The sequence below is a fragment of the Thermobifida alba genome (assembly GCF_023208015.1).
GTDB classification, from domain to species: domain Bacteria; phylum Actinomycetota; class Actinomycetes; order Streptosporangiales; family Streptosporangiaceae; genus Thermobifida; species Thermobifida alba.
The window spans coordinates 2,562,715-2,583,220 of record NZ_CP051627.1; the positions used below are offsets into that span (position 1 = coordinate 2,562,715).

Below are 20,506 nucleotides of genomic sequence, written 5' to 3' on the forward strand. Positions count from 1 at the left end.
GCACCGGGGCCGGGGCGGTCCGTCTGTGCCCGCCGGTCGGCGGGCGGCGCTCACACGTGCACGGCGGGTTCGGCCGCGCGGGCGGTGCGCATGAACAGCGCCAGCCCAGCCGCGGCCGCCATGACGACGGCGGCGATGCCGAACGCCAGGTGCAGGCCGTCCAGGAACGCCGCGTGGCTGGCCCGGGTGACCGCGTGCACCACCTCGGCGGCCGCGCCGTCGGGGACGACCGCGCCGCCCTGCGCGACCGTGCTCTGCATGTCCGCGGCCTGCCCGGCATCCGGAGCGGCCAGGCCCGCCGCCCGGTAGTGGCCGGGCAGGGTCGCGACGATCACCGTGGACATCACCGCGCCCAGCACCGCCGTGCCCAGCGAGCCGCCCAGCTGCATCGCGGACTGCTGCATGCCGGAGGCGACCCCCGCCAGCCGCATCGGCACGTTGCCGACGATCGCGGCGGTCGCGCCGGTCATCACCAGGCTCAGGCCCGCGCCCAGCAGCACGAACGCCGCCGTGACGTAGCCGAACGCGGTGTCGGTGTCCAGCCTGGCCAGCAGGAACAGTCCGGCCGCGCTGGACACCAGCCCGGCGACGGTGGGGGTCTTCGCGCCGATCCGGTCCAGCAGGCGCCCCGCCAGCGGGGAGGCCACGCCCATCGTCAGCATCAGCGGCAGCAGGAACGTCCCGGCCCGGGTCGGGGACAGGCCGAGCACGCCCTGCAGGTAGAAGGTGACGAAGAACAGGGAGCCCATCAGGCTCAGCGCCATGAGCAGCATGAGCACCACGCCGATGGACACCGACGGGTGGCGGAACATGCCCAGCGGCAGCAGCGGGTCGGCGGGACGGCGCTCCCACAGCACGAACACCGTGCCGAACACGCCGAAGACCGCGAGGGGCGCGAGGGTGGACACGGCGGTCCAGCCCGCGGTGGGGGCCTCCACCAGCGACCACACCAGGGCGAAGATCGCGACGGTGAGCAGGGCGACCCCGGTCAGGTCGAAGCGGGCGCCGGTGTCGGCGGGCCGGTCCGCCGACAGCAGCCACAGGCCCAGGCCCAGCGCGACCGCGCCGACGGGCACGTTCACGTAGAACGCGGCCTGCCAGCCGAACGCGCTGACCAGCACGCCGCCGACGATCGGCCCGGCGGCGTTGGCGGCGCTGAGCAGGCTGCCGAACAGGCCGAAGGCGCGGCCCAGCCGGTGCGGCGGGAAGCTGGCGCGCAGCAGGCCCATCGCGGCGGGGCTGAGGACCGCGCCGAACAGTCCCTGGAGGATGCGGAAGGCCACCAGCGCGGCCACGCCCGACGACAGGGCGATCGCCACGGAGGCCGCGACGAACCCCACCACGCCCACCAGGTACATGCGGCGGTGGCCGAAGCGGTCGCCGAGCTTGCCCGCGGTGATCAGGAACACGGCCAGGCCCAGCAGGTAGCCGTGGGTGACCCACTGGAGTTCGGCCAGGGACGCCTGGAGGTCGCGGCCGATCGCGGGGTTGGCGACCGCGACGATGGTGCCGTCCAGCGCCACCATCATCACGCCGAAGGAGATGGCCACCAGGGTGGCCCAGGGACTGCCGCGCAGGCCGCGTGCCGCGGCTCGGGCAGGTGGAGTCGTGGTGGTCAAGGGGTCCCCCGATTGACGAGTCTTCGATCAGGGGCCGAGGTTAGGACAGGCTGCGATGTCCGGAAAACCCGTTTACTGGGGGTCGCTCGGCTCGGTCGGCGCCGCCCCGGGGGAAGGCGGCCCGTCGGACGGGCGCGGCCCGCTCCCGCGTACCGCGAGGTCGGCGGCGCTGCCGAGGAGGCGTTCCAGGGGCCCCCGGCCCCGCCGCGCCCGCCACACGGCGGCGAAGAGCAGCGCTCCTGTGACGAAGATCTCCCACATCCACGGCGGCGCGTCCCCGGTGGGGTCGCCCAGCGCCGCGAGCACCACGAGGTGGCCCACGTAGCAGGTCAGCGCCATCGACCCGGCGGCGGCCAGCGGGTAGACGCCCCAGCGCAGCAGGTCGGCGGCGACCAGGCAGGCCACCAGCACCAGCAGGGCGGCGCCCACGGCCCCGACGATCTCGAAGGTGGTGCCGCTGTGCGGGGAGGCCACCAGCAGCCACGCCGGGGTGTCGGTGGGCACGGTGCCGTGCCGGGAGGCGATCTCCTCCTCGGCGGCGACCCGCAGGACCGCCCAGCCCTCCGGCGACACCGACCCCGCCGCGGTGCCGAAGTAGGCGGGGACGAAGACCGCGGCGATCCGGTCGACGGCGCCCAGCGGGTACAGCAGCAGCCACGACAGTCCCTGGCCGAGCAGCACCAGGACCGCCCCGACGCCGGCCAGCGCGCCGCGCACCGCCGTGGAGCGCAGGTCGAGGCGGCCCACCGCCATCCCCGCGACCACGAACGCCATGAAGGTGCACGCCGGGTAGTAGCCGTTGAGGAGGAAGTCGCCGACGCCGGTGATGGAGGCGGGCGGCGAGCCGGGGTCCCCCAGCGCCGCGCGGAGCAGGAACGACAGTTGCGGGCCGAGCAGGGCCACGCCCGCGGCGACGGCGGCCAGCGCCGCCGCGCCCAGCCGCAGCAGCGGCAGCGCCAGCAGGAAGTAGCCCGCGTAGTAGACCAGGATGATCGCGACCGAGGTGTCCAGCAGGTCCGCGAACACTCCGATCACGGCGAGCAGCGCGGCACGCACCAGGATCTTCACCCTCACCCGGTGCAGCGGCTCGCCGTGCAGCGGGGTCTGCCGCCCCGACAGCAGCGACAGGGACACCCCGGCCAGGAACGCGAACAGCGCGGAGGAGCGGCCCCGCATCAGCTCGTGGGCGGTCTCGGCGACGGGTCCGTCCAGTGCGCCCAGCGAGGTGACGCCCAGGTGGACGGCGAACATGCCGAACACCGCCAGGGCCCGGGCGACGTCCACGCCGACCAGCCGTCCCGGTTCCGGCCAGGGGACGGGGAGACGCGGGTGGCGTGCTGCGGGTTGCTGGTGCGACACGGGGACCAGACTAGGGGGTCGCGTGTCGGCTTCCGCTAAGAGAACCGGCCCCTCCGCCCCGGGCCGGGACGTCTCCGCCCCGGCCCGCCCCCGCGGTCGGCTACCCGTCGGCGCCCTGCCGGGCCAGACCGGCGAAGTAGTCCAGGGCCTCCGGGTTGGCCAGGGAGTCGCGGCTGGCCACCCGCTCCGGCGGCTCCCCCATGAGGATGCGTTTGACCGGCACCTCCAGCACCTTGCCGGACAGGGTGCGCGGGACCGCGGCGATGGCGCGCACCCCGTCGGGCACGTGCCGGGGCGAGCAGTCCTCGCGGATGCCGCGGGCGATCCGCGCCACCAGGTCGTCGTCGAGCTCCGCGCCCTCGCGCAGCACCACGAACAGTTCGATGCGGGAGCCGCCGTCGGGCTGCGGCACGTCGACGACCAGGGCGTCGAGGACCTCCTCGCGGGCCAGCACCGACCGGTAGATCTCGCTGGTGCCCATGCGCACCCCGCCCCGGTTGATGGTGGAGTCGGAGCGGCCGTAGATGATCGCGGTGCCGCGTTCGGTGATCTCGATCCAGTCGCCGTGCCGCCACACGCCCGGGTACACGGAGAAGTAGCTGTCGCGCAGCCGGGAGCCGTCGGCATCGCCCCAGAAGTAGAGCGGCATGGACGGCGCGGGGCGGGTCACCACCAGTTCGCCGACCTCGCCGACGAGTTCGTTGCCGTCGGGGTCCCAGGAGGCCACCGCCATGCCCAGGGAGCGGGCCTGGATCTCGCCCTGGTGGACGGGCAGCGTGGGCACGCCGCCGACCAGGCAGCTGCACACGTCGGTGCCGCCGCTGGTGGAGAACAGCCACAGGTCGGAGCCGAACTCCTGGTAGCACCAGGCGAAGCCCTCCGGCGACAGCGGGGAGCCGGTGGAGCCGATGGCGTGCAGCGCCGACAGGTCCCGGCCCCGCTTCGGGTGGATTCCGGCCTTCATGCAGCTCGACAGGTATCCGGCGCTGGTGCCGAAGACGGTGACGCCGGCGCGTTCGGCCAGGTCCCACAGCGCGCCCAGGTCGGGGTGGGCGGGGCTGCCGTCGTACAGCACGATGGAGGCGTCCGTCAGCAGCACGCTGACCAGGAAGTTCCACATCATCCAGCCGGTGGTGGTGAACCAGAACACCCGGTCGCCGTCCTGGGCGTCCAGGTGCAGGTGCAGGTTCTTCAGCTGCTCCAGCAGGATGCCGCCGTGGCCGTGCACGATGGCCTTGGGCAGGCCGGTGGTGCCCGAGGAGTACAGCACCCACAGCGGGTGGTCGAAGGGCAGCGGGGTGAACTCCAGGTCCGCGCCGCGCCCGGCGGCTTCGAACTCGTCCCAGGGCAGGGTGTCGGCGACCGGTTCGCCGCCCAGGTACGGCAGGACGACGGTGTGCTCCAGGGTGGGCAGTCCGTCGCGCAGCGCCTTGAGCACGTCGCGGCGGTCGAAGTCCCGGCCACCGTAGCGGTAGCCGTCCACGGCCAGCAGCACCTTCGGTTCGATCTGCGCGAACCGGTCGAGGACGCTGCGCACCCCGAAGTCGGGCGAGCACGACGACCAGGTGGCGCCGATGGCGGCGCAGGCGAAGAACGCAGCCGCCGCCTCGGCGATGTTGGGCAGGTAGGCGACGACCCGGTCGCCGGGGCCCACGCCCAGGCCGCGCAGGGCCGCGGCGATCGCGGCGGTGCGCCGCCGCAGCTCCCCCCAGGTCCACTCGGTCAGCGGGCGCAGTTCGGAGGCGTGGCGGATGGCGACGGCCGTGTCGTCGCGGTCGCGGAAGACGTGTTCGGCGTAGTTGAGCGTCGCGCCGGGGAACCAGACGGCGCCGGGCATCGCCTCCTCGGCGAGGACGGCGGTGTGGGGGGTGGCCGAGCGCACCCCGTAGTACTCCCAGATCGCGGACCAGAAGCCGTCGAGGTCGGTGACCGACCAGCGCCACAACGCGTCGTAGTCGGGGGCGTCGACGCCGCGGTGCTCGCGGACCCAGCGCGTGAACGCGGTGAGGTTGGCGCGTTCGCGGCGCGCCTCGTCGGGGCTCCACAGGACCGGCGGCTGTGGCTTGTGTGTCATGGGTGCGACCTCTTCGTGGACGCGGGGAGCACCGGGTGCGGCCACAGCGCTCCCCCGGGTGAGGAGTGTTCTGCACCACATCTAACACGGAGGGGCGCGGAAACCGTATGGGGAAAACGCCCACAAACCGAACCGATTGCTGGGGTCAGACCACAACCCGGGGCGCGTAGTCCTCCACGGGGCCGTGGCGGCGCAGGTCCTCCCAGGCGCGGGCGAGGCGGTCCACCAGCACCGCGATCGTGTCGACGGGATGGGAGAAGGTGAGCCGGAAGGAGGAGTCGTGGTCGCCGCACGGGGCCATCACCGAACCGGGCACCACCTCCACCCCGTGGCGCAGCGCCACCTGGGCGAAGACGCGGGCGTCGGTGCCGTCGGGAAGCCGCACCCACAGGGCGGCCCCGCCGTCGGGGCGGCGCCAGCACCACTCAGGCAGCCGCTCGCGCAGCCGCTCCTCCAGCACCGCCATGCGTTCGGCCAGCAGCGCGGAGCGGGCCGCGGCCAGCTGCGGCCAGCACCGCACCAGCCGCGCCGCGACGGCCTGGTCCAGCAGTGGACTGCCCAGGTCGGTGATGGCCTTGCGGCGGCTGATCCGTTCGGCGGTGGCGGCCGGGGCGCGCAGCCAGCCGATGCGCAGCCCGGCCCAGGCGGTCTTGCCGACCGAGGCAGCGGTGATGACCTCCGCGCCGGGCGGGGCGAACGCGGCGATCGGCGGCGGTTCGCGGGGGGCGCGCAGCCCGGTGTAGGCGCCGTCCTCGAAGACCGGCACGCCGTACTCGGCGGCGAGTTCGGCGACCTGTCGGCGGCGCGCCGCCGACATGAGCACGCCCGTCGGGTTGTGGTAGGTGGGCATGAGGTACACCAGGTCGGGGCGGCGCTCCCGCATGATCCGGCGCATCCGTGCGACGTCGGCGCCCTCCTCGTCCACGGGCACGGTGAGCAGGTCGGCGCCTGCCGCGCGCAGCGAGTCCAGGCAGCCCGCGAAGCTCGGCGACTCGATGAGCGCCGCCGAGCCCCGGTACAGGTACAGGTCGCAGACGAAGGCGACGGCCTGCTGCACCCCGGTGGTGACGACGATCTGGTCGGGGCTGGTGGGCAGGCCCAGGCCGGTGTAGTGGTCGGCGACGGCCTCGCGCAGCTCGGGCAGGCCGCGCGGGTGGTAGCCGGTCTCGGCGAGCAGCTCCGCCAGGCGGCGGTCGGCCGTCTCGCGGATGATGTCGGGCACCGGGGGGATCGCCTCGGTGGTGACGCAGGCCAGCGAGACGAGGTCGCCGGGGCCGTCGATGAGCCGCTGGTACAGCGCTCTCGCGCTGCCGCCGGGCGCGTACCCGTCCGTGGGGGCGGGGCGGGTGTGGCCGCTGACGCGGGTGCCGCTGCCCTGGCGGCTGCGGAGCAGTCCGGCGGCGCGCAGTTCGTCGTAGGCGGCGACCACGGTGGTGCGGCTGACCGCCAGCGCGGCGGCCAGGGCGCGTTCGGAGGGCAGCCGCTCGCCCGCGGCCAGGACGCCGTCCGCCACGGCCCGGCGCAGCGCGTCGGCGAGCTTCCGGTAGAGCGGGCCGTCCCCGTCGGACCACCTGCCCAGCTGGGCCGCCAGGCGGTGGGCGCCGTCCGCGAAAGAGTCCATTTTCCACCTCATTGGCCCTGCCATTCGCCCGTTTCCGAATCCATAGTGGCATTCGAACGGTCCCGGTTCCAGACCAGATCGGCCCCCTGTCCCTCCCTGCCTGTCCGGAGGAGCCCCATGCCCGCCTTCCCGTCGCCCGCCCCCGCGTGCGGCGCGGCGCCCCCCGCCGCCGCGCAGCGCCGCTGCCCCGTTGCGTCGCCGCTGCTCGCCTCCGCCCAGTCCGTATCCGCGCCCGGCGGCCCCCTCGCCGCACTGCGGGAACTGGCGGAGTCGCTGGCGCGCCGGGCCGAGGGGGCCGGAGCGGTGGCGGTGTCGACCGTGCCGCTGCCCGCCGACGGCGCGGTGCTGCTGCTCAGCCTGTGGACCTCGTACGCCGGCCTGCGCGCCGCCGTGCTGGACAGCGGCCCCGAGGTCCGCGCCTGGCAGGCCCGCACCGGCCTGGTCCCCGTCTCGGAGCGCGCCCTGTGGTGGACGCGCGGCCCCGCCGCTCCGGAGGCGGCGGAGGGGCTGGCCCGGCTGGCGCGGCTGCGCGCCGCGGGCCCCGGCGCGCACGCCTTCACCCTGCGCTCCCCGGTGCCGCCGCCGCGCTGACCCGGGCGGCGGCCTCCCCTTCCGTCCCGGAAACGACCGCTGTGCCCCGGGTACCCTGTGCTTCGGACGGAGGCCGGACGGTCCACGGGAGAGGTTCTTGGGCAACGGAGCACGCGCGTCGGCGACCACGAGACGACGACTGTTCCTGGGCGTCCCCTCCGTTGTCCTGACCGCGGTACTGGCGGTCGTGCTGGCGGTGCCCACCGGCCGCGAGGCGGCGTGGCGGATGTGGTGCGAGGCCACCCGGGACTGGTGCCTGGGGGTGCCGGTCGACTCCCGGGGCGAGCCCGCCGAGGACGGCGAACTCCTGCTGCTGACCCCCGTGCAGGCCGCGACCTGGGGCAACTACTACGCGCTGGGCGACTCCTACTCCTCCGGCGACGGCGCCCGCGACTACCACCCCGGCACCGCGGTCCAGGGCGGCTGCTGGCGCTCGGCCAACGCCTACCCCGAACTGGTCGCCGACTCCTACGACTTCGCCGGGCGGCTGTCCTTCCTGGCGTGCAGCGGCCAGCGGGGCCACGCCATGCTCGACGCGGTCGACGAGGTCGGCTCCCAGCTGGCCTGGGACGCCCCGCACACCTCCCTGGTCACCATCGGCATCGGCGGCAACGACCTGGGGTTCTCCACGGTCCTCAAGACCTGCATGGTGCGGGTCCCGCTGCTGGACAGCGGGGCGTGCACCGCCCAGGAGGAGGACATCCGCAAGCGGATGGAGAAGTTCGAGACGACCTTCGAGGAGCTGATCGGCGAGGTGCGGCGGCGCGCCCCCGACGCCCGCGTCCTGGTGGTGGGCTACCCGCGGCTGTTCCCCGAGGAGCCCACCGGGGCCTACTACACGCTGACCGCCAGCAGCCAGCGGTGGCTGAACGAGACCATCCGGGAGTTCAACGAGCAGCTCGCCGAGGCCGTGGCGGCGCACGACACCGGGATCGCCTCCTCCGACAGGGTCGGCAGCGTGGAGTTCGTGGACGTCTACCACGCGCTGGACGGCCACGAGATCGGCACGGAGGACCCCTGGGTCAACGGGGTGCTGCTGCGCGACCTGGCCACGGGGGTGGCCGTGGACCGCAGCACCTTCCACCCCGACGCCGACGGGCACCGGGCGGTCGGCGCGCTGGTCGTCGAGCAGATCGAGACCGGCCCGGGCCGCCCCCTCTACGCCACCTTCGACGTGGTGGCGGGCGCCACCGTGGAGACGCTGGCCGTCGAGGCGGGGTGAGCGCGCGCCCTCACCGCCGGGCGCGCAGCTCCGCCAGCACCGCGGCGAACTGGTCCAGCGCCCAGTCGAGCTCCTCCTCGGTGACGACCAGCGGCGGCGAGAACCGGATGGTGGAGCCGTGCGTCTCCTTGACCAGCACGCCCCGCTCCAGCAGCCGTTCGCACAGTTCGCGGCCGTCGGCCAGCGCCGGGTCGACGTCGACGCCCGCCCACAGGCCGATGCTGCGGGCGGCGACCGCCCCGCGTCCGACGAACTCCTCGACGCGGGCGCGCAGCAGCGGGGCGAGCGCGCGCACGCGGTCCAGGTAGGGGCCCTCGCGCAGCAGCTTCACCACGGCCGTGCCGACGGCGCAGGCCAGCGCGTTGCCGCCGAAGGTGCTGCCGTGCTGGCCGGGGCGGATGACGTCGAGCACCTCGGCGTCGGCGACCGCCGCCGCCACCGGCAGGATGCCGCCGCCCAGCGCCTTGCCGAACAGGTAGACGTCGGCGTCCACGCCGCTGTGCTCGCAGGCCCGCACGGTTCCGGTGCGGCCCAGCCCCGACTGCACCTCGTCGGCGACGAACAGCACGTTGTGGCGGGTGCACAGGTCGCGCACGCGCGGCAGGTAGTCGGGGGGCGGCACGATCACCCCCGCCTCGCCCTGCACCGGCTCCAGCAGCACCGCGACCGTGTCGGCGTCGATCGCGGCGGCCAGCGCCTCGGCGTCGCCGTAGGGGACGACGCGGAAGCCCGGGGTGGGCGGCCCGAAGCCCCGGTAGGCCTCGGGGTCGGTGGAGAAGGAGACGATCGTGGTGGTGCGTCCGTGGAAGTTGCCGGCCGCCACCACGATGACGGCCCGTCCCTCGGGCACGCCCTTGACCTCGTAGCCCCACTTGCGGGCGACCTTGATGCCGGTCTCCACCGCCTCGGCCCCGGTGTTGACCGGCAGCACCCGGTCCTTGCCGACGAGTCCGGCCAGCGCGGTGACGAACGGCGCGAACCGGTCGTGGTGGAAGGCGCGGCTGGTGAGCGTGATCCGCTCCAGTTGGGCGTGTGCCGCGGCGAGCAGCTCGGGGTTGCGGTGCCCGAAGTTGGTCGCCGAGTACCCGGCCAGGCCGTCCAGGTAGCGGCGGCCCGCGACGTCGGTCACCCAGGCGCCCTCGCCCTCGGCGATGACCACGGGCAGCGGACGGTAGTTGTGTGCCGAGTGCCGCTCGGCCAGGGCGATGTGGCGGTCGGCGGGCAGGGCGCCGTCGGCCGCGGCCGTCTCCGGTGGACGTGTGCTCATGGGACCGCTCCGATCGTCGTTGATCGTTGTCTGTTCGGGATACCCGCGTCGCCGAACGGTGACGCTCCCTTGCCGACGATCGGGGGGATGTGCGCGGCGCGCCGGTGCGCACCGCCGCGCGCCGAGCCCCCGGTCCGCCGGGGCGATGGAGAGGGGGTCCCGATGCACGCTCGCGACGTCGCCGCGGTCGCCCGGGCGCAGGAGGCCGGAGAGCGCCTGAGGTTCCTGTTCTTCTGGGGGCACCGTCCGCCGCGCGGCGGCGGGGTCGGCCCGGGCTGCCTGAGCCAGTGGTGGGAGGCGCCCTTCACCGTGGCGGGGCAGGCCTACCGCACCGCCGAGCACTTCATGATGGCGGAGAAGGCCCGCCTGTTCGGCGACGAGCGGACCCGGCGCGAGGTACTGGACGCGCCCCATCCCGGCGCGGCCAAGAAACTGGGCCGCCAGGTGCGGGGCTTCGACGAGGCGACGTGGGCCGAGCACCGCTACGGCATCGTCGTGCGCGGCAACCTGGCCAAGTTCACCCAGCACCCCGACCTCGGCGCCTTCCTGCGGGGCACCGGGGACCGCGTGCTGGTCGAGGCCAGCCCGGTCGACCGGATCTGGGGCATCGGCCTGGCCGCCGACGACGAGCGGGCCGCGACCGCGGCGCACTGGCGCGGGCTGAACCTGCTCGGTTTCGCGCTGATGGACGTCCGTGAGGAACTCCACACCTCCGATTTCTCCGCCGCCGACACCGGACGACGGTGATCTTCGGCACAGGTTCAGCGGGAGTTCACCCCGTCTTTGTGGCGCGTCTCACCGGGGCGCGCTCCCCCACTCTCCGCACCACCGGTCCTATCGGGCTTTTCACCGTCTCCTGATAGCCGACCCCGAAGGGATGTGACTCAGGTCATAACTGCAAGATCGATCCTCACACCCGCCCACGGGCACAACAGCGACAGGGGCGAAAAATGACCGAAATGCGAGTTCTGGGAGCAACCGGTTCCTCCGGTGCCAGCGACCTCTCCTTGTCCGGCCTGCTGGCCGCCGTCGCCGCGGCGGTACCCCAGCGGCTCGCCGTCGTCGCGGGGGCACGCCGCCTGACCTTCGCCGCCCTCGACGCCCGCGCCACCCTCGTCGCCCGCCACCTGCTCGACGCGGGCATCCGGCCCGGCGAACACGTGGCCGTCCTCTGCTTCAACCGCGCCGAGTGGCTGGAAGCGGCCTTCGGGACCTGGCGCGCCGGAGCCGTCCCCGTCAACGTCAACTACCGCTACGTCGCCGCCGAACTGCGCTACCTGCTCGACAACGCCGACGCGGTCGCCCTCATCGCCGAACGCTCCCTCGCCGCCACCGTCGCCCGCGTCCGCCACGAACTGCCGCTGCTGCGCCACGTCCTGCTCATCGACGACGACGCCCCCGACCGCACCGACGGCGTCGACTACGAGGCCGCGCTCGCCGCCGCCGCGCACTCCGCCACACCGCTGCCCGCCACCGGGGGCGACGACCTGTACCTGCTCTACACCGGCGGCACCACCGGCTACCCCAGGGGCGTCATGTGGCGGCAGGAGGACATCTTCCACGTCGCCCTGGAGCAGCGCCGCCCCGGCACCCCGCGCGCCGCCGACGCGGCGACCGTCGCCGAACGGGCCGCGCGTGCCACCCCGCTGCGCATGCTCGTGCTGGGCCCGGTGATGCACGCCGCGGGCCAGTGGAACGCGCTGAGCATGCTGTTCCGGGGCAGCACCGTGGTGCTCAGCACCGACCGGGTCTTCTCCCCCACCCGCATCGTGGACCTCGCCGACCGCGAGGGCGTGCACATCGTGCAGTGCGTCGGCGACGCCATGGCCCGCCCCCTCGCCCAGGAGCTGCTGCGCAGCCCCGGCCGATGTCGGAGCCTGACCACCGTCAGCTCCGGCGGCACCCCCCTCACCCCCACCGCGCGCCAACTGTGGCGCGCCTGGAAGCCGACCATCACCATCAACGACAACTACGGCGGCAGCGAGACCGGCGTGTGCGGATCGGCCGCCGCCCGCCTCAGCGGGAAGACGCGGCGCTTCGCCATGAGCCCCAGCGTGGCCGTGCTCGACGACCGGCTGCGGCCGCTGCCGCCCGGCTCCGACCAGATCGGCCGGATCGCCCGCACCGGACGCATCCCGCTGGGCTACTACAACGACCCGGAGAAGACCGCGCGGACCTTCCCCGTGGACGCCGACGGCCGCCGCTGGGCGCTGTCCGGGGACTACGGGACCATCGCGGCGGACGGCACCATCGAACTGCTGGGCCGCGGCTCCACGGTGATCAACACCGGCGGGGAGAAGGTCTACCCCGAGGAGGTCGAGGCGGTCCTCAAGGCGCACCCGGCCGTCGCCGACGCCATCGTGGTCGCCGCCCCCGACGAACGGCTCGGCCAGCGGGTCAGCGCCGTGATCGCCCTGACCGGCCCGCGGCGGCCCAGCGACAAGGAACTGCGCGACCACTGCCGGCAGCGGCTGGCCGGCTTCAAGGTGCCGCGCACCATCCGCGTCGTGGACGAGGTCAAGCGGACCGCCGTGGGCAAGCAGGACTACCGCTGGGCCTCCCGCGTGGCCCGCGAACCGGCCCCCGCACTCAGCCGCTGACCGTCCCCGTCCGGCCCCGCCCGCCGCCTCCGCCCGGCGCGCGGGGCCGGACCGCGTGCGGCGGCCGGGGCCCGGCGAACGCGCCTCACCGTCCTGTCGCCGCGCCGAATCCGCTCCCCTTACACTGGGTGCCTGTCTGCCCGGCCGCTCCGGTCCGCTGCGCGAGCACACCGCCCGGGCAGCTCCCACGCGTTTTCCTCCGGGCATCGGCCTCCCGCCCCGTTCCGACCACGACGGGACGGGACCGCCTTCCCTTTTCCACGACGAGAAGTAGGACATGGCGAAGTCAATCGGCACCCATCTGCTCAACGGCGTGCGCGGCGCCCTCATCGGAACCGCCGAAGTCGTCCCCGGCATCAGCGGCGGCACCATCGCGCTGATCACCGGCGTCTACGAGACCCTCATCAACTCCGCCGGCCACGTGGTCAGCGGCGTCAGGCTGCTCGCCACCGACCTCGTCCGGGGCAGGGGGACCGCCCGCGCCCGCGAGGAGTTCGGCCGCGCCGACTGGGGAGTCGTCCTGGTCGTGCTGGCGGGCATGGTGCTGGCCGTGCTGATCGCCGCCCGCGTCATCGCCCCGCTGGTCGAGGACCACCCGTCCGAGTCCTACGCCCTGTTCTTCGGCCTGGTGCTGGCCTCCCTGTGGGTGCCCTACAGCGGCTCGGGGCGGCGCTGGCGGATCGGCGACTACCTGCTCGCCCTCGTGATGGCCGTGGCCTCGTTCCTGCTCACCGGCCTGCCGCCCACCCAGGTGGAACCCACTCCCCTCGTCGTCATGGTCGCGGCCTCCGTCGCGATCTGCGCGCTGGTGCTGCCCGGCATGTCCGGCTCGTTCATCCTGCTCACCCTCGGCCTGTACACCGTGACGATGAACGCGCTCAACGACCGCGACCTCGGCTACATCGCCACCTTCGCCCTGGGCGCGACCATCGGCCTGGCCCTGTTCGTCAAACTGCTCCAGTGGCTGCTGGACCGCTTCCACCACCTCACCCTGGTGGTGATGACCGGGCTGATGGCCGGATCGCTGCGCTCCCTGTGGCCCTGGCAGGACGAGGACCGCACCCTGCTCGCCCCCGACCAGGGCAACCTCGTGCTGTGCGTGGTGCTGGCCGTGGTCGGTGCGGCCGCCGTCATCGGCATCATGCTGGTCGAGCACCGGCTGAAGGCCCGCGCGGCGGCCCAGGAGGCCCCCGCCCCCGCCGCTCCCGCCCGCCGACCCCAGGAGAACGACGAGGTCGTCGGCTGACCCGTCCCCGCACCGCCGCGCCGCCCCCCCTGCCCGCTCCGGGCAGGGGGGCGGCGCCGTGTTGCTAGCCTTCGCAGTGGACGCGGGGTGCCGGCCCCCTCGCCGGCTGAGATGACACCCGCCGAACCTGATCTAGGTCGTACTAGCGGAGGGACGTCCCCATGATTCCCACCATCCTGTCCATCGCGGGCACCGATCCCAGCGGCGGGGCGGGCATCCAGGCCGATCTGAAGGCCTTCTCTGCACTCGGCGGCTACGGCACGACCGTGGTGACCGCGCTGGTCGCGCAGACCACCACCGGGGTCAGCGAGGTGCACGACGTCCCGGCGGCGTTCGTACGCAGCCAGCTGGACACCCTGCTGACCGACGTGCGGGTGGACGCCGTCAAGATCGGCATGCTCTCCAACACCGAGGTCATCGAGGTAGTGGCCGCCGCCATCGACGCCTACCAGCTGCCCAACGTGGTCCTCGACCCGGTGATGGTCGCCAAGAGCGGCGACCGCCTGCTGGCCGCCGAGGCGGTGGAGGCGCTGCGCACCGAACTGCTGCCGCGCGCCGACCTGATCACCCCCAACCTGCCGGAGGCCGCCGACCTGCTGGGCGAGGCCGAGGCCACCGACCCTGCGGACATGCGCGGCCAGGCCGAACGGCTGCTGGCGCTCGGCCCGCGCCGGGTGCTGCTCAAGGGCGGCCACCTGTCCGGGCCGACCAGCACCGACCTGCTGCTGTCGGCCGACGGCGAAGCCGAGACGCTCACCGCCGAACGGGTGGACACCACCAACACGCACGGCACCGGCTGCACCCTCTCCTCCGCGATCGCCGCCCTGCGCCCGCAGCGCCCCACCTGGTCGCAGGCGGTGCGCGAGGCCAAGGACTACCTCACCGAGGCGCTGCGCCACGCCGACGAACTGGAGATCGGCAAGGGCAAGGGCCCCGTGCACCACTTCCACGCCTGGTGGGGGAGGCAGGCTCCGCGGTCCCGCTGAGCGGGGCCGCGCCTCCGTCGGCGCGTCCCGCACCGGACCCGCGAGAGCCGCGGCCCGGGAAGGGCATCCCCTCCCCGGGCCGACCGGCTCATCCCCGGGGGCTGACCTCGGGAGGCTCCGACACGTCCGGGTCCGCCCTGCGGGGCCCCGGCACGCCGGGACCCGACACGTCCACCAGGTCGGGGTCCCGCCAGTTCGGGTTGGCGAAGTACCGCTTGGTCTCCGCCACCACGATCGGCGACAGCAGCAGCAGGCCCAGCAGGTTGGGCAGCGCCATCAGGCCGTTGGCGATGTCGCTGAACTTCCAGACCGTGCTCAGCTCGGTGGTCGCGCCGACGAACACCACCAGGGTGAACACGATGCGGAACGGCACCACCGCGGCCCGCCCGACCAGGTAGTCCATGCAGCGCTCGCCGTAGTAGCACCAGCCCACCAGCGTGGTGAAGGCGAAGAACACCACCGCGATCGCCACGGTGTACTGGCCCAGCGGCTCCAGCGCCGGGGAGATCCGCCCCAGCCCTTCGGCCATGCCCAGCGAGGTCATCAGCGAGCCGTCCTCGCTCCCGGCCTGCCGCCACGCCCCCGTGACGATGATGACCATGCAGGTCATGGTCACCACGATGATGGTGTCGATGAAGGTCTGCGTCATCGACACCATCGCCTGGCGCACCGGCTGGTTGGTCTTGGCGGCGGCCGCCGCGATGCCTCCGGTGCCCAGACCGGACTCGTTGGAGAAGATGCCGCGCGCCACCCCCTGCTGGATCGCGTACAGCAGCGCCGAGCCGAGCAGGCCGCCCGCGGCCGCCTCGCCGGTGAAGGCGTCCCGGAAGACCAGGGCCAGCGCCGCGGGAAGGTCCGCGACGTGGACGACGAGCACAGTCACCGCGATGAGCACGTAGGCGACGATCATGACCGGCACCACTCCGGCGGCGAACCGGCCGATGCTCTTGATGCCGCCCAGCACGACCGCGCCCACGACGACGACCATCGCGGCCCCGGTGGCCCAGGTGGGCACCGACCAGACGCTCTCCAGCTGCGCCGACACGGTGTTGGCCTGCGTCATGTTGCCGATACCGAACGCCGCCACCGCGCCGAACAGGGCGAACAGGAAGCCCAGCACCAGGCCGAACCCGCCGCCGACCCCGTGGCGCAGGTAGAACATCGGGCCGCCGCTCTGCTCGCCCCGGGCGTCCCTGCGGCGGTACTTCACGCCCAGCAGCGCCTCGCTGTACTTGGTGGCCATGCCCAGCAGGCCGGTCACCCACATCCAGAACAGTGCGCCGGGGCCGCCCAGGCCGATCGCCAGCGCCGCGCCGGTGATGTTGCCGACGCCGACCGTGGCGGCCAGCGCGGTGCTGAGCGCCTGGTAGTGGGAGATGTCGCCCTCGCCGCGCTGCTCCTTGCGGCGGACCAGGGCCAGCCACAGCGCGTGCCCCAGCACCCGGAACTGCAGGCCGCCGAGCCGGATGGTCAGGAAGATGCCCGTCCCCAGCAGGAGCGGGATCAGGACGTACGGTCCCCAGATGACGTCGTTCACCACGAAGAGAATCGACTTCTCTTCTTCTTCCATCGTTCTCACCCGCCCCTAAAGGGTCACCGTTTTTCCCGCAACACCCCTATCACCCAAGATGGCCGCACGTGCTGATCAATCGCGGAGAACGTGGGATCTTGAGCGACCATTTGACTTTGCGTCACTGTATCGCTTCGGTCACCCATCGTCCCGTTTTCCGCCATTGTGTCATGAGGCGATGACGAATTCTTTATTCCTTTGTTCCCTCCGAAAAGGTTTGAGCCAGCCGACTCAGCGCACGCGCCGCCTCCTGCGGGTCGGCGCCCCGGCCCACCGCGATCCCCAGCAGGTAGGCGGTGAGCGGAGCGGCCGGGCGGGCCACCGAGTGCGCCGCGTCCCGCGCCAGGTCCAGGATGAGGTCCACGTCCCCGCGGTCGAGTTCCTCCGGCAGTCCGAGTTCGGCGCCGACCAGCCGCGCCCACTCGACGAGTGTCACCCGCTCCTCCTTCGCTCCTCGCGGCGCACCCCGCGCGCACCGCCGGTCGCACGCTACCGCGCCCCCGGCCGCGGGGGGCGCGGAACCGGCGGGACGGGACGGCGGGGTCCCCCGCCTCCACCGGGCGTTCACCCGGTGCGCGCACCCGGTTCACCCGCGCCGCCTAGCGTCGAAGGAGTAGGCCGCCGCCCCTCCCCGTCGAGGAGAAGCCGATGCCCTCCGCTCCCCCGACCGGTGCCGAGCCGCTCCGGGTGGCCATCGTCACCGAATCGTTCCTCCCCCAGGTCAACGGCGTCACCAACTCGGTCTGCCGGGTCGCCGAACACCTCGCCGCCACCGGACACCAGGCCGTGGTCATCGCCCCCGGCCGCGGCCCCGCTCGCTACGCGGGATTCCCCGTGGTCCGCCTGCCCGCCGTGTCGCTGCCCGGCTACCGCTCCTTCTCCGCCGGACTGCCCGCGCGGCGGCTGATGACGGCGGCGCTGCGCGCCTTCGCCCCCGACGTGGTGCACCTGGCCTCGCCCGTACTGCTGGGGCACGCCGCTGTCGAGGCGGCCCGCCGGTGGGCGCTGCCGACCGTCGCGGTCTTCCAGACCGACCTGGTCGGGTTCGCCCGGCGCTACGGCATCCCCGCCTCCCGCGTCCTCTGGCCCCACCTGCGCCGCCTCCACTCCGCCGTGGACCGCACCCTGGTCCCCTCCACCCCGACCCTGCGGATGCTCTCCGACCAGGGGTTCCCCCGGCTGAGCCGGTGGCCGCGCGGTGTGGACGGCGACCGCTTCAACCCCGCGCACCGCGACGAGGAACTGCGGCGGCGCCTCGCCCCCGACGGCCGGGTCATCGTCGGCTACGTGGGGCGGCTCGCCCGCGACAAACGCGTCGACCTGCTCGCCCACGTGCAGAAACTGCGGGGGGTGCGGCTGGTGGTGGTCGGCGACGGCCCCGACCGGGCCCGACTGCGGCGCCTGCTGCCCGACGCGGTGTTCACCGGCCAGCTCACCGGGGAGCGCCTGTCCCGGATCTACGCCAGCCTGGACGTGTTCGTGCACACCGGTGCCGACGAGACCTTCTGCCAGGCGGTGCAGGAGGCGCTGTCCTCGGGCGTACCCGTGGCGGCCCCGGCCGCCGGGGGGCCGCTCGACCTGGTCCGCGACGGCGAGAACGGCCTGCTGTACGCCCCCGACTCGGTGCGGGAGCTGCGCGTGGCCGCCGGACGGCTCGTGCACAACCCGGAACTGCGGGCGCGGCTGGCCGCCGCGGCCCGCCCCAGTGTGCGGGAACGCTCCTGGCAGGCCGTCAACGACCTGCTCATCCAGCACTACCGCGAGGTCACCGTGTCCAGCGCCAGCCTCGCCGGCGCCCCCTCCGCGCGGGCGGCCCGGCCCCTCGCCGCGGCCGAACCGCCCCGCCGCGGCCGCGGCGGGGACGGGGTGGCGTTACGCTGAGCCAGATGGCGCGGGGCGGGCTCGTCCCCTTCCGCTCTGGTCGGCCCTCCCCGCGCCACACTCCTCTCCCTACCCGGTTTCAGCCCGCCATAGCGTGCAGGGCGGTGGGCTGCTCGCTGCCCACGTCGTCGAGCACCTCGCTGAGCCGGTCCAGGTGGGCGCGGATCCACGGCAGCGCGACCGGGTCCTCGGCCGCCAGCGCGCTCGCGCGCTGCGCCTCGGTCTCCCCGTACAGCAGGCTGGTGGCCACCCGCATCCGCAGCGCGTCCGCGCTCTCCCCGAACTCCACCGCGGGCAGCACCCCCATCCCGTAGCGGTCCAGCAGCATCCGGGTGAGGTCGGGCCCGCTGGTCACCCCGTGCTCGGCGGCCAGCCGCTCCCGCCAGGCGCCGAAGTCCGGGTACAGGTAGAAGGCGGCCTGGGGGGCGACGACCGTCGCCCCCGCGGCACGGAACCGGTCGGCGACGGCGTGGGCCACGGCCCCGTGCAGCCGGCGGCTGCGGTCGATCAGGTCGACGATCTCGGGAGGCTCGCCGAAGGCGTAGGCCGCGGCCCGCTGGACCGGCCCGGAGGGGCTGGACCAGATCTCGCTGGCGATGCCCAGCAGGTCGCCGTGGAGCAGGCGGCCCCGTTCGTCGTGCGGCAGCCGGGCCACGCCGATCCGCCAGCCGCCCAGGGCGAGGTTCTTGCTCAGCCCGGTGGTGACGACGGTGCGCTCCGGCGCGAACTCGGCGGGGCTGTGCACCACCGTGGCCGGGTCGTGCACCAGGTCCCGGTAGATCTCGTCGGAGATGACGACCAGGTCGAGGTCGCGGGCGACCTCGGCGAGTCGGCGGACGGTGTCGCGCGAGGCCACGGTCCCGGTGGGGTTGTCCGGGCAGGTGGTGATGACCGCGCGCACCTGCCGCCCGGCGGCCCGGGCCTCGGCGACCGCCCGGGCCAGCAGTTCCGGGTCGGGGACGCCGCCCTGGGCCGGAAGGGTCGGCACCAGCAGCGGGCGGCCGCCCGCCAGCTGGGTCTGCGCCGCGTAGCTCACCCAGCTCGGCGCGGCGACGGCGATGTCCCCGCCGATCGCCAGCACCAGCGCGTACAGCAGCGGCTTGCTGCCCGGACCGGCGACCACCAGGTCGGGGTCGGTGGACAGGCCCCGGCGTTCCCAGTAGCCCGCGGCGGCCTCGCGCAGTTCGCGCAGTCCCGCCACCGGCCCGTAGCCGTTCTGGTCACCTCCTGTCGACAGTGCGTCGCGCATCACCGGGTGGACCGGGAGTCCGGCCTCCCCGAAGCCCATCGGCAACACGGGGAGTCCCTGGCGGCGACGGAGAGTGATTGCCTCGTTGACGGCGAGGGTCGCGGAAACAGCTATCGGCATGGAGGCTCAACTCCAAGGGTCGAAGATCGCACGGACCGGCCTGGTACGGACTGACCGGTGGCCCACTTCCCACCCTGCCGGGAGACATCCATCAGTACAAGCGACTCTTTCCGATGGGCAGCGTAAGATCTACTTATGCTCGACCTGCGCCGGCTCCAGATACTGCACGAGTTCGCCGTGCACGGCACGATCGCGGCGACCGCGGCCGCCCTCGGCTACACCCCCTCCGCGGTCTCCCAGCAGCTGTCGGCATTGGAACGCGAGGTCGGCACGCAACTGCTGGACCGCACCGCCCGCAGCGCGGAACTCACCGACGCCGGACGGCTGCTGCTGGGGCACGCCGAACAGATCCTGGCGATGGTCGAGGCCGCCGAGTCGGTCCTGGCCGCGCAGACCGGCGCCCCCCGCGGGCGGGTCACCATCACCGCGTTCCCGACCGCGGCGGTCGCCTTCGCCCCCTCCATCGCCCGCAGCCTGCGCGTCCACGAGGGCATGCAGCTGGTGCTGCGGCAGAGCACCGGGGGCGACGGCACCCGCCCGGTGCGCACCGCCGAGGTCGACATCTCCCTCGTCGACGACTGGTCGGGACGCACCCCCGACAGCGCGGCGGGCACCCTGCGGCACTACCTGCTGCTGCGCGACCCCCTCGTGCTCGCGGTGCCCGAGGACCACCGCCTGGCCGACCCGTCGGTCCCGGTGGACCTGGCCGACCTGCTCGACGAGTCCTGGGTGACCGCGCCCACCGGCGAGCCCTCCCGCACCGCCGTGGACCGCCTGCTCGCCGGCGTCGGCGGAGCCCCCGGGGCGGTCTGGGAGTTCGAGGGCATCGGCACCATCATGAGCCTGGTCGCCCGCGGCCTCGGCATCGCCGCGGTCCCCGCGCTCTCCTTCAGCTCGGCCTCCCCCGGGCTGGCGCACCGCCGCATCCCCCACGCCCCCGTCCGGCGGATCTACGCCGTCGCCCGCGCCACCAGCGTGCGCCGCCCCGCCATCGAGGTCACCCTGAACGCCCTGTACGAGGCCGCCGAGGACGTCAAACGGGTGCTGGCCGCCGAACGGGGCGAGGCCCTGCTGGACTGAGCGGCCGCGCCCACGGGCGTC

General features: G+C 74.0%; 16 protein-coding genes and 1 riboswitch. Of the genes, 8 read left to right on the plus strand and 8 right to left on the minus strand.

Annotated features, from left to right (window positions below):
* Positions 1–50 precede the first annotated feature (50 nt).
* The 4 genes from FOF52_RS11350 to FOF52_RS11365 all read right to left on the minus strand — a co-directional run bounded on the left by FOF52_RS11350 (position 51) and on the right by FOF52_RS11365 (position 6,673).
* Positions 51–1,619 (minus strand): MFS transporter, encoded by a 1,569-nt coding sequence (locus FOF52_RS11350; RefSeq protein ID WP_282573383.1) that lies wholly within the window; start codon positions 1,617–1,619, stop codon positions 51–53.
* Between the two features lie 72 nt (positions 1,620–1,691).
* On the minus strand, positions 1,692–2,978 hold the full coding sequence (locus FOF52_RS11355; RefSeq protein WP_248589934.1) for a heparan-alpha-glucosaminide N-acetyltransferase domain-containing protein: 1,287 nt from the start codon (positions 2,976–2,978) through the stop codon (positions 1,692–1,694).
* A gap of 100 nt (positions 2,979–3,078) precedes the next feature.
* On the minus strand, positions 3,079–5,052 hold the full coding sequence (locus FOF52_RS11360; protein WP_248589935.1) for an acetoacetate--CoA ligase: 1,974 nt from the start codon (positions 5,050–5,052) through the stop codon (positions 3,079–3,081).
* 145 nt (positions 5,053–5,197) lie between these two features.
* Entirely contained in the window at positions 5,198–6,673 is a 1,476-nt protein-coding gene (locus tag FOF52_RS11365) for an aminotransferase-like domain-containing protein (RefSeq protein ID WP_248589936.1), read from the minus strand.
* Between the two features lie 117 nt (positions 6,674–6,790).
* On the opposite strand from FOF52_RS11365, the gene FOF52_RS11370 reads away from it, so the two are divergent.
* Both FOF52_RS11370 and FOF52_RS11375 read left to right on the plus strand, forming a co-directional pair.
* The gene (locus FOF52_RS11370; protein ID WP_248589937.1) at positions 6,791–7,264 is read left to right on the plus strand and encodes a DUF3291 domain-containing protein; all 474 of its coding nucleotides are present in this window, start codon (positions 6,791–6,793) and stop codon (positions 7,262–7,264) included.
* A 97-nt stretch (positions 7,265–7,361) separates the two neighbouring features.
* Positions 7,362–8,486 (plus strand): SGNH/GDSL hydrolase family protein, encoded by a 1,125-nt coding sequence (locus tag FOF52_RS11375; protein WP_248589938.1) that lies wholly within the window; start codon positions 7,362–7,364, stop codon positions 8,484–8,486.
* 10 nt (positions 8,487–8,496) lie between these two features.
* Here FOF52_RS11375 and rocD read toward each other — a convergent pair whose 3' ends face one another.
* Positions 8,497–9,753 (minus strand): ornithine--oxo-acid transaminase, encoded by a 1,257-nt coding sequence (gene rocD, locus FOF52_RS11380; protein ID WP_248589939.1) that lies wholly within the window; start codon positions 9,751–9,753, stop codon positions 8,497–8,499.
* A gap of 162 nt (positions 9,754–9,915) precedes the next feature.
* Between rocD and FOF52_RS11385 the strand changes: the two genes are divergently transcribed.
* The 4 genes from FOF52_RS11385 (at position 9,916) to thiD (ending at position 14,585) form a co-directional block, all read left to right on the plus strand.
* Complete coding sequence (locus FOF52_RS11385) at positions 9,916–10,500, plus strand: NADAR family protein (RefSeq protein ID WP_248589940.1); 585 nt, start codon at positions 9,916–9,918, stop codon at positions 10,498–10,500.
* 212 nt (positions 10,501–10,712) lie between these two features.
* Positions 10,713–12,353 carry an acyl-CoA synthetase gene (locus FOF52_RS11390; RefSeq protein ID WP_248589941.1) on the plus strand — a complete coding sequence of 547 codons (1,641 nt, stop codon included), beginning with the start codon at positions 10,713–10,715 and terminating at the stop codon, positions 12,351–12,353.
* A gap of 277 nt (positions 12,354–12,630) precedes the next feature.
* The gene (locus tag FOF52_RS11395; RefSeq protein WP_248589942.1) at positions 12,631–13,599 is read left to right on the plus strand and encodes a DUF368 domain-containing protein; all 969 of its coding nucleotides are present in this window, start codon (positions 12,631–12,633) and stop codon (positions 13,597–13,599) included.
* 73 nt (positions 13,600–13,672) lie between these two features.
* Positions 13,673–13,770, plus strand: a riboswitch (TPP riboswitch).
* Positions 13,761–14,585 carry a bifunctional hydroxymethylpyrimidine kinase/phosphomethylpyrimidine kinase gene (gene thiD, locus FOF52_RS11400; protein WP_248589943.1) on the plus strand — a complete coding sequence of 275 codons (825 nt, stop codon included), beginning with the start codon at positions 13,761–13,763 and terminating at the stop codon, positions 14,583–14,585. (Overlaps the previous riboswitch by 10 nt.)
* A gap of 88 nt (positions 14,586–14,673) precedes the next feature.
* Here thiD and FOF52_RS11405 read toward each other — a convergent pair whose 3' ends face one another.
* Both FOF52_RS11405 and FOF52_RS11410 read right to left on the minus strand, forming a co-directional pair.
* Entirely contained in the window at positions 14,674–16,155 is a 1,482-nt protein-coding gene (locus FOF52_RS11405) for an alanine/glycine:cation symporter family protein (protein WP_248589944.1), read from the minus strand.
* Positions 16,156–16,345: 190 nt separating this feature from the next.
* Positions 16,346–16,591, minus strand: a complete 246-nt coding sequence (locus tag FOF52_RS11410; protein WP_248589945.1) for a DUF6457 domain-containing protein — start codon at positions 16,589–16,591, stop codon at positions 16,346–16,348.
* Positions 16,592–16,803: 212 nt separating this feature from the next.
* Here FOF52_RS11410 and FOF52_RS11415 point away from each other — a divergent pair, with 212 nt between their 5' ends.
* The gene (locus tag FOF52_RS11415; RefSeq protein WP_248589946.1) at positions 16,804–18,036 is read left to right on the plus strand and encodes a glycosyltransferase family 4 protein; all 1,233 of its coding nucleotides are present in this window, start codon (positions 16,804–16,806) and stop codon (positions 18,034–18,036) included.
* Between the two features lie 79 nt (positions 18,037–18,115).
* Here FOF52_RS11415 and FOF52_RS11420 read toward each other — a convergent pair whose 3' ends face one another.
* Positions 18,116–19,405, minus strand: a complete 1,290-nt coding sequence (locus FOF52_RS11420) for a pyridoxal phosphate-dependent aminotransferase (RefSeq protein ID WP_248589947.1) — start codon at positions 19,403–19,405, stop codon at positions 18,116–18,118.
* Between the two features lie 135 nt (positions 19,406–19,540).
* On the opposite strand from FOF52_RS11420, the gene FOF52_RS11425 reads away from it, so the two are divergent.
* Positions 19,541–20,485: a LysR family transcriptional regulator gene (locus FOF52_RS11425; protein ID WP_248589948.1), complete on the plus strand. Its 945-nt coding sequence runs from the start codon at positions 19,541–19,543 to the stop codon at positions 20,483–20,485.
* Positions 20,486–20,506: the final 21 nt, after the last annotated feature.

Bases quoted from the DNA above. Each gene is read 5' to 3' on its own strand.
- FOF52_RS11425 (WP_248589948.1), top strand. From the start codon at position 19,541: ATGCTCGACCTGCGCCGGCTCCAGATACTGCACGAGTTCGCCGTGCAC.
- FOF52_RS11360 (WP_248589935.1), bottom strand. From the start codon at position 5,052: ATGACACACAAGCCACAGCCGCCGGTCCTGTGGAGCCCCGACGAGGCG.
- rocD (WP_248589939.1), bottom strand. From the start codon at position 9,753: ATGAGCACACGTCCACCGGAGACGGCCGCGGCCGACGGCGCCCTGCCC.
- FOF52_RS11385 (WP_248589940.1), top strand. From the start codon at position 9,916: ATGCACGCTCGCGACGTCGCCGCGGTCGCCCGGGCGCAGGAGGCCGGA.
- FOF52_RS11370 (WP_248589937.1), top strand. From the start codon at position 6,791: ATGCCCGCCTTCCCGTCGCCCGCCCCCGCGTGCGGCGCGGCGCCCCCC.
- FOF52_RS11405 (WP_248589944.1), bottom strand. From the start codon at position 16,155: ATGGAAGAAGAAGAGAAGTCGATTCTCTTCGTGGTGAACGACGTCATC.
- FOF52_RS11390 (WP_248589941.1), top strand. From the start codon at position 10,713: ATGCGAGTTCTGGGAGCAACCGGTTCCTCCGGTGCCAGCGACCTCTCC.
- FOF52_RS11415 (WP_248589946.1), top strand. From the start codon at position 16,804: ATGCCCTCCGCTCCCCCGACCGGTGCCGAGCCGCTCCGGGTGGCCATC.
- FOF52_RS11395 (WP_248589942.1), top strand. From the start codon at position 12,631: ATGGCGAAGTCAATCGGCACCCATCTGCTCAACGGCGTGCGCGGCGCC.
- FOF52_RS11365 (WP_248589936.1), bottom strand. From the start codon at position 6,673: ATGGACTCTTTCGCGGACGGCGCCCACCGCCTGGCGGCCCAGCTGGGC.
- FOF52_RS11420 (WP_248589947.1), bottom strand. From the start codon at position 19,405: ATGCCGATAGCTGTTTCCGCGACCCTCGCCGTCAACGAGGCAATCACT.
- thiD (WP_248589943.1), top strand. From the start codon at position 13,761: ATGATTCCCACCATCCTGTCCATCGCGGGCACCGATCCCAGCGGCGGG.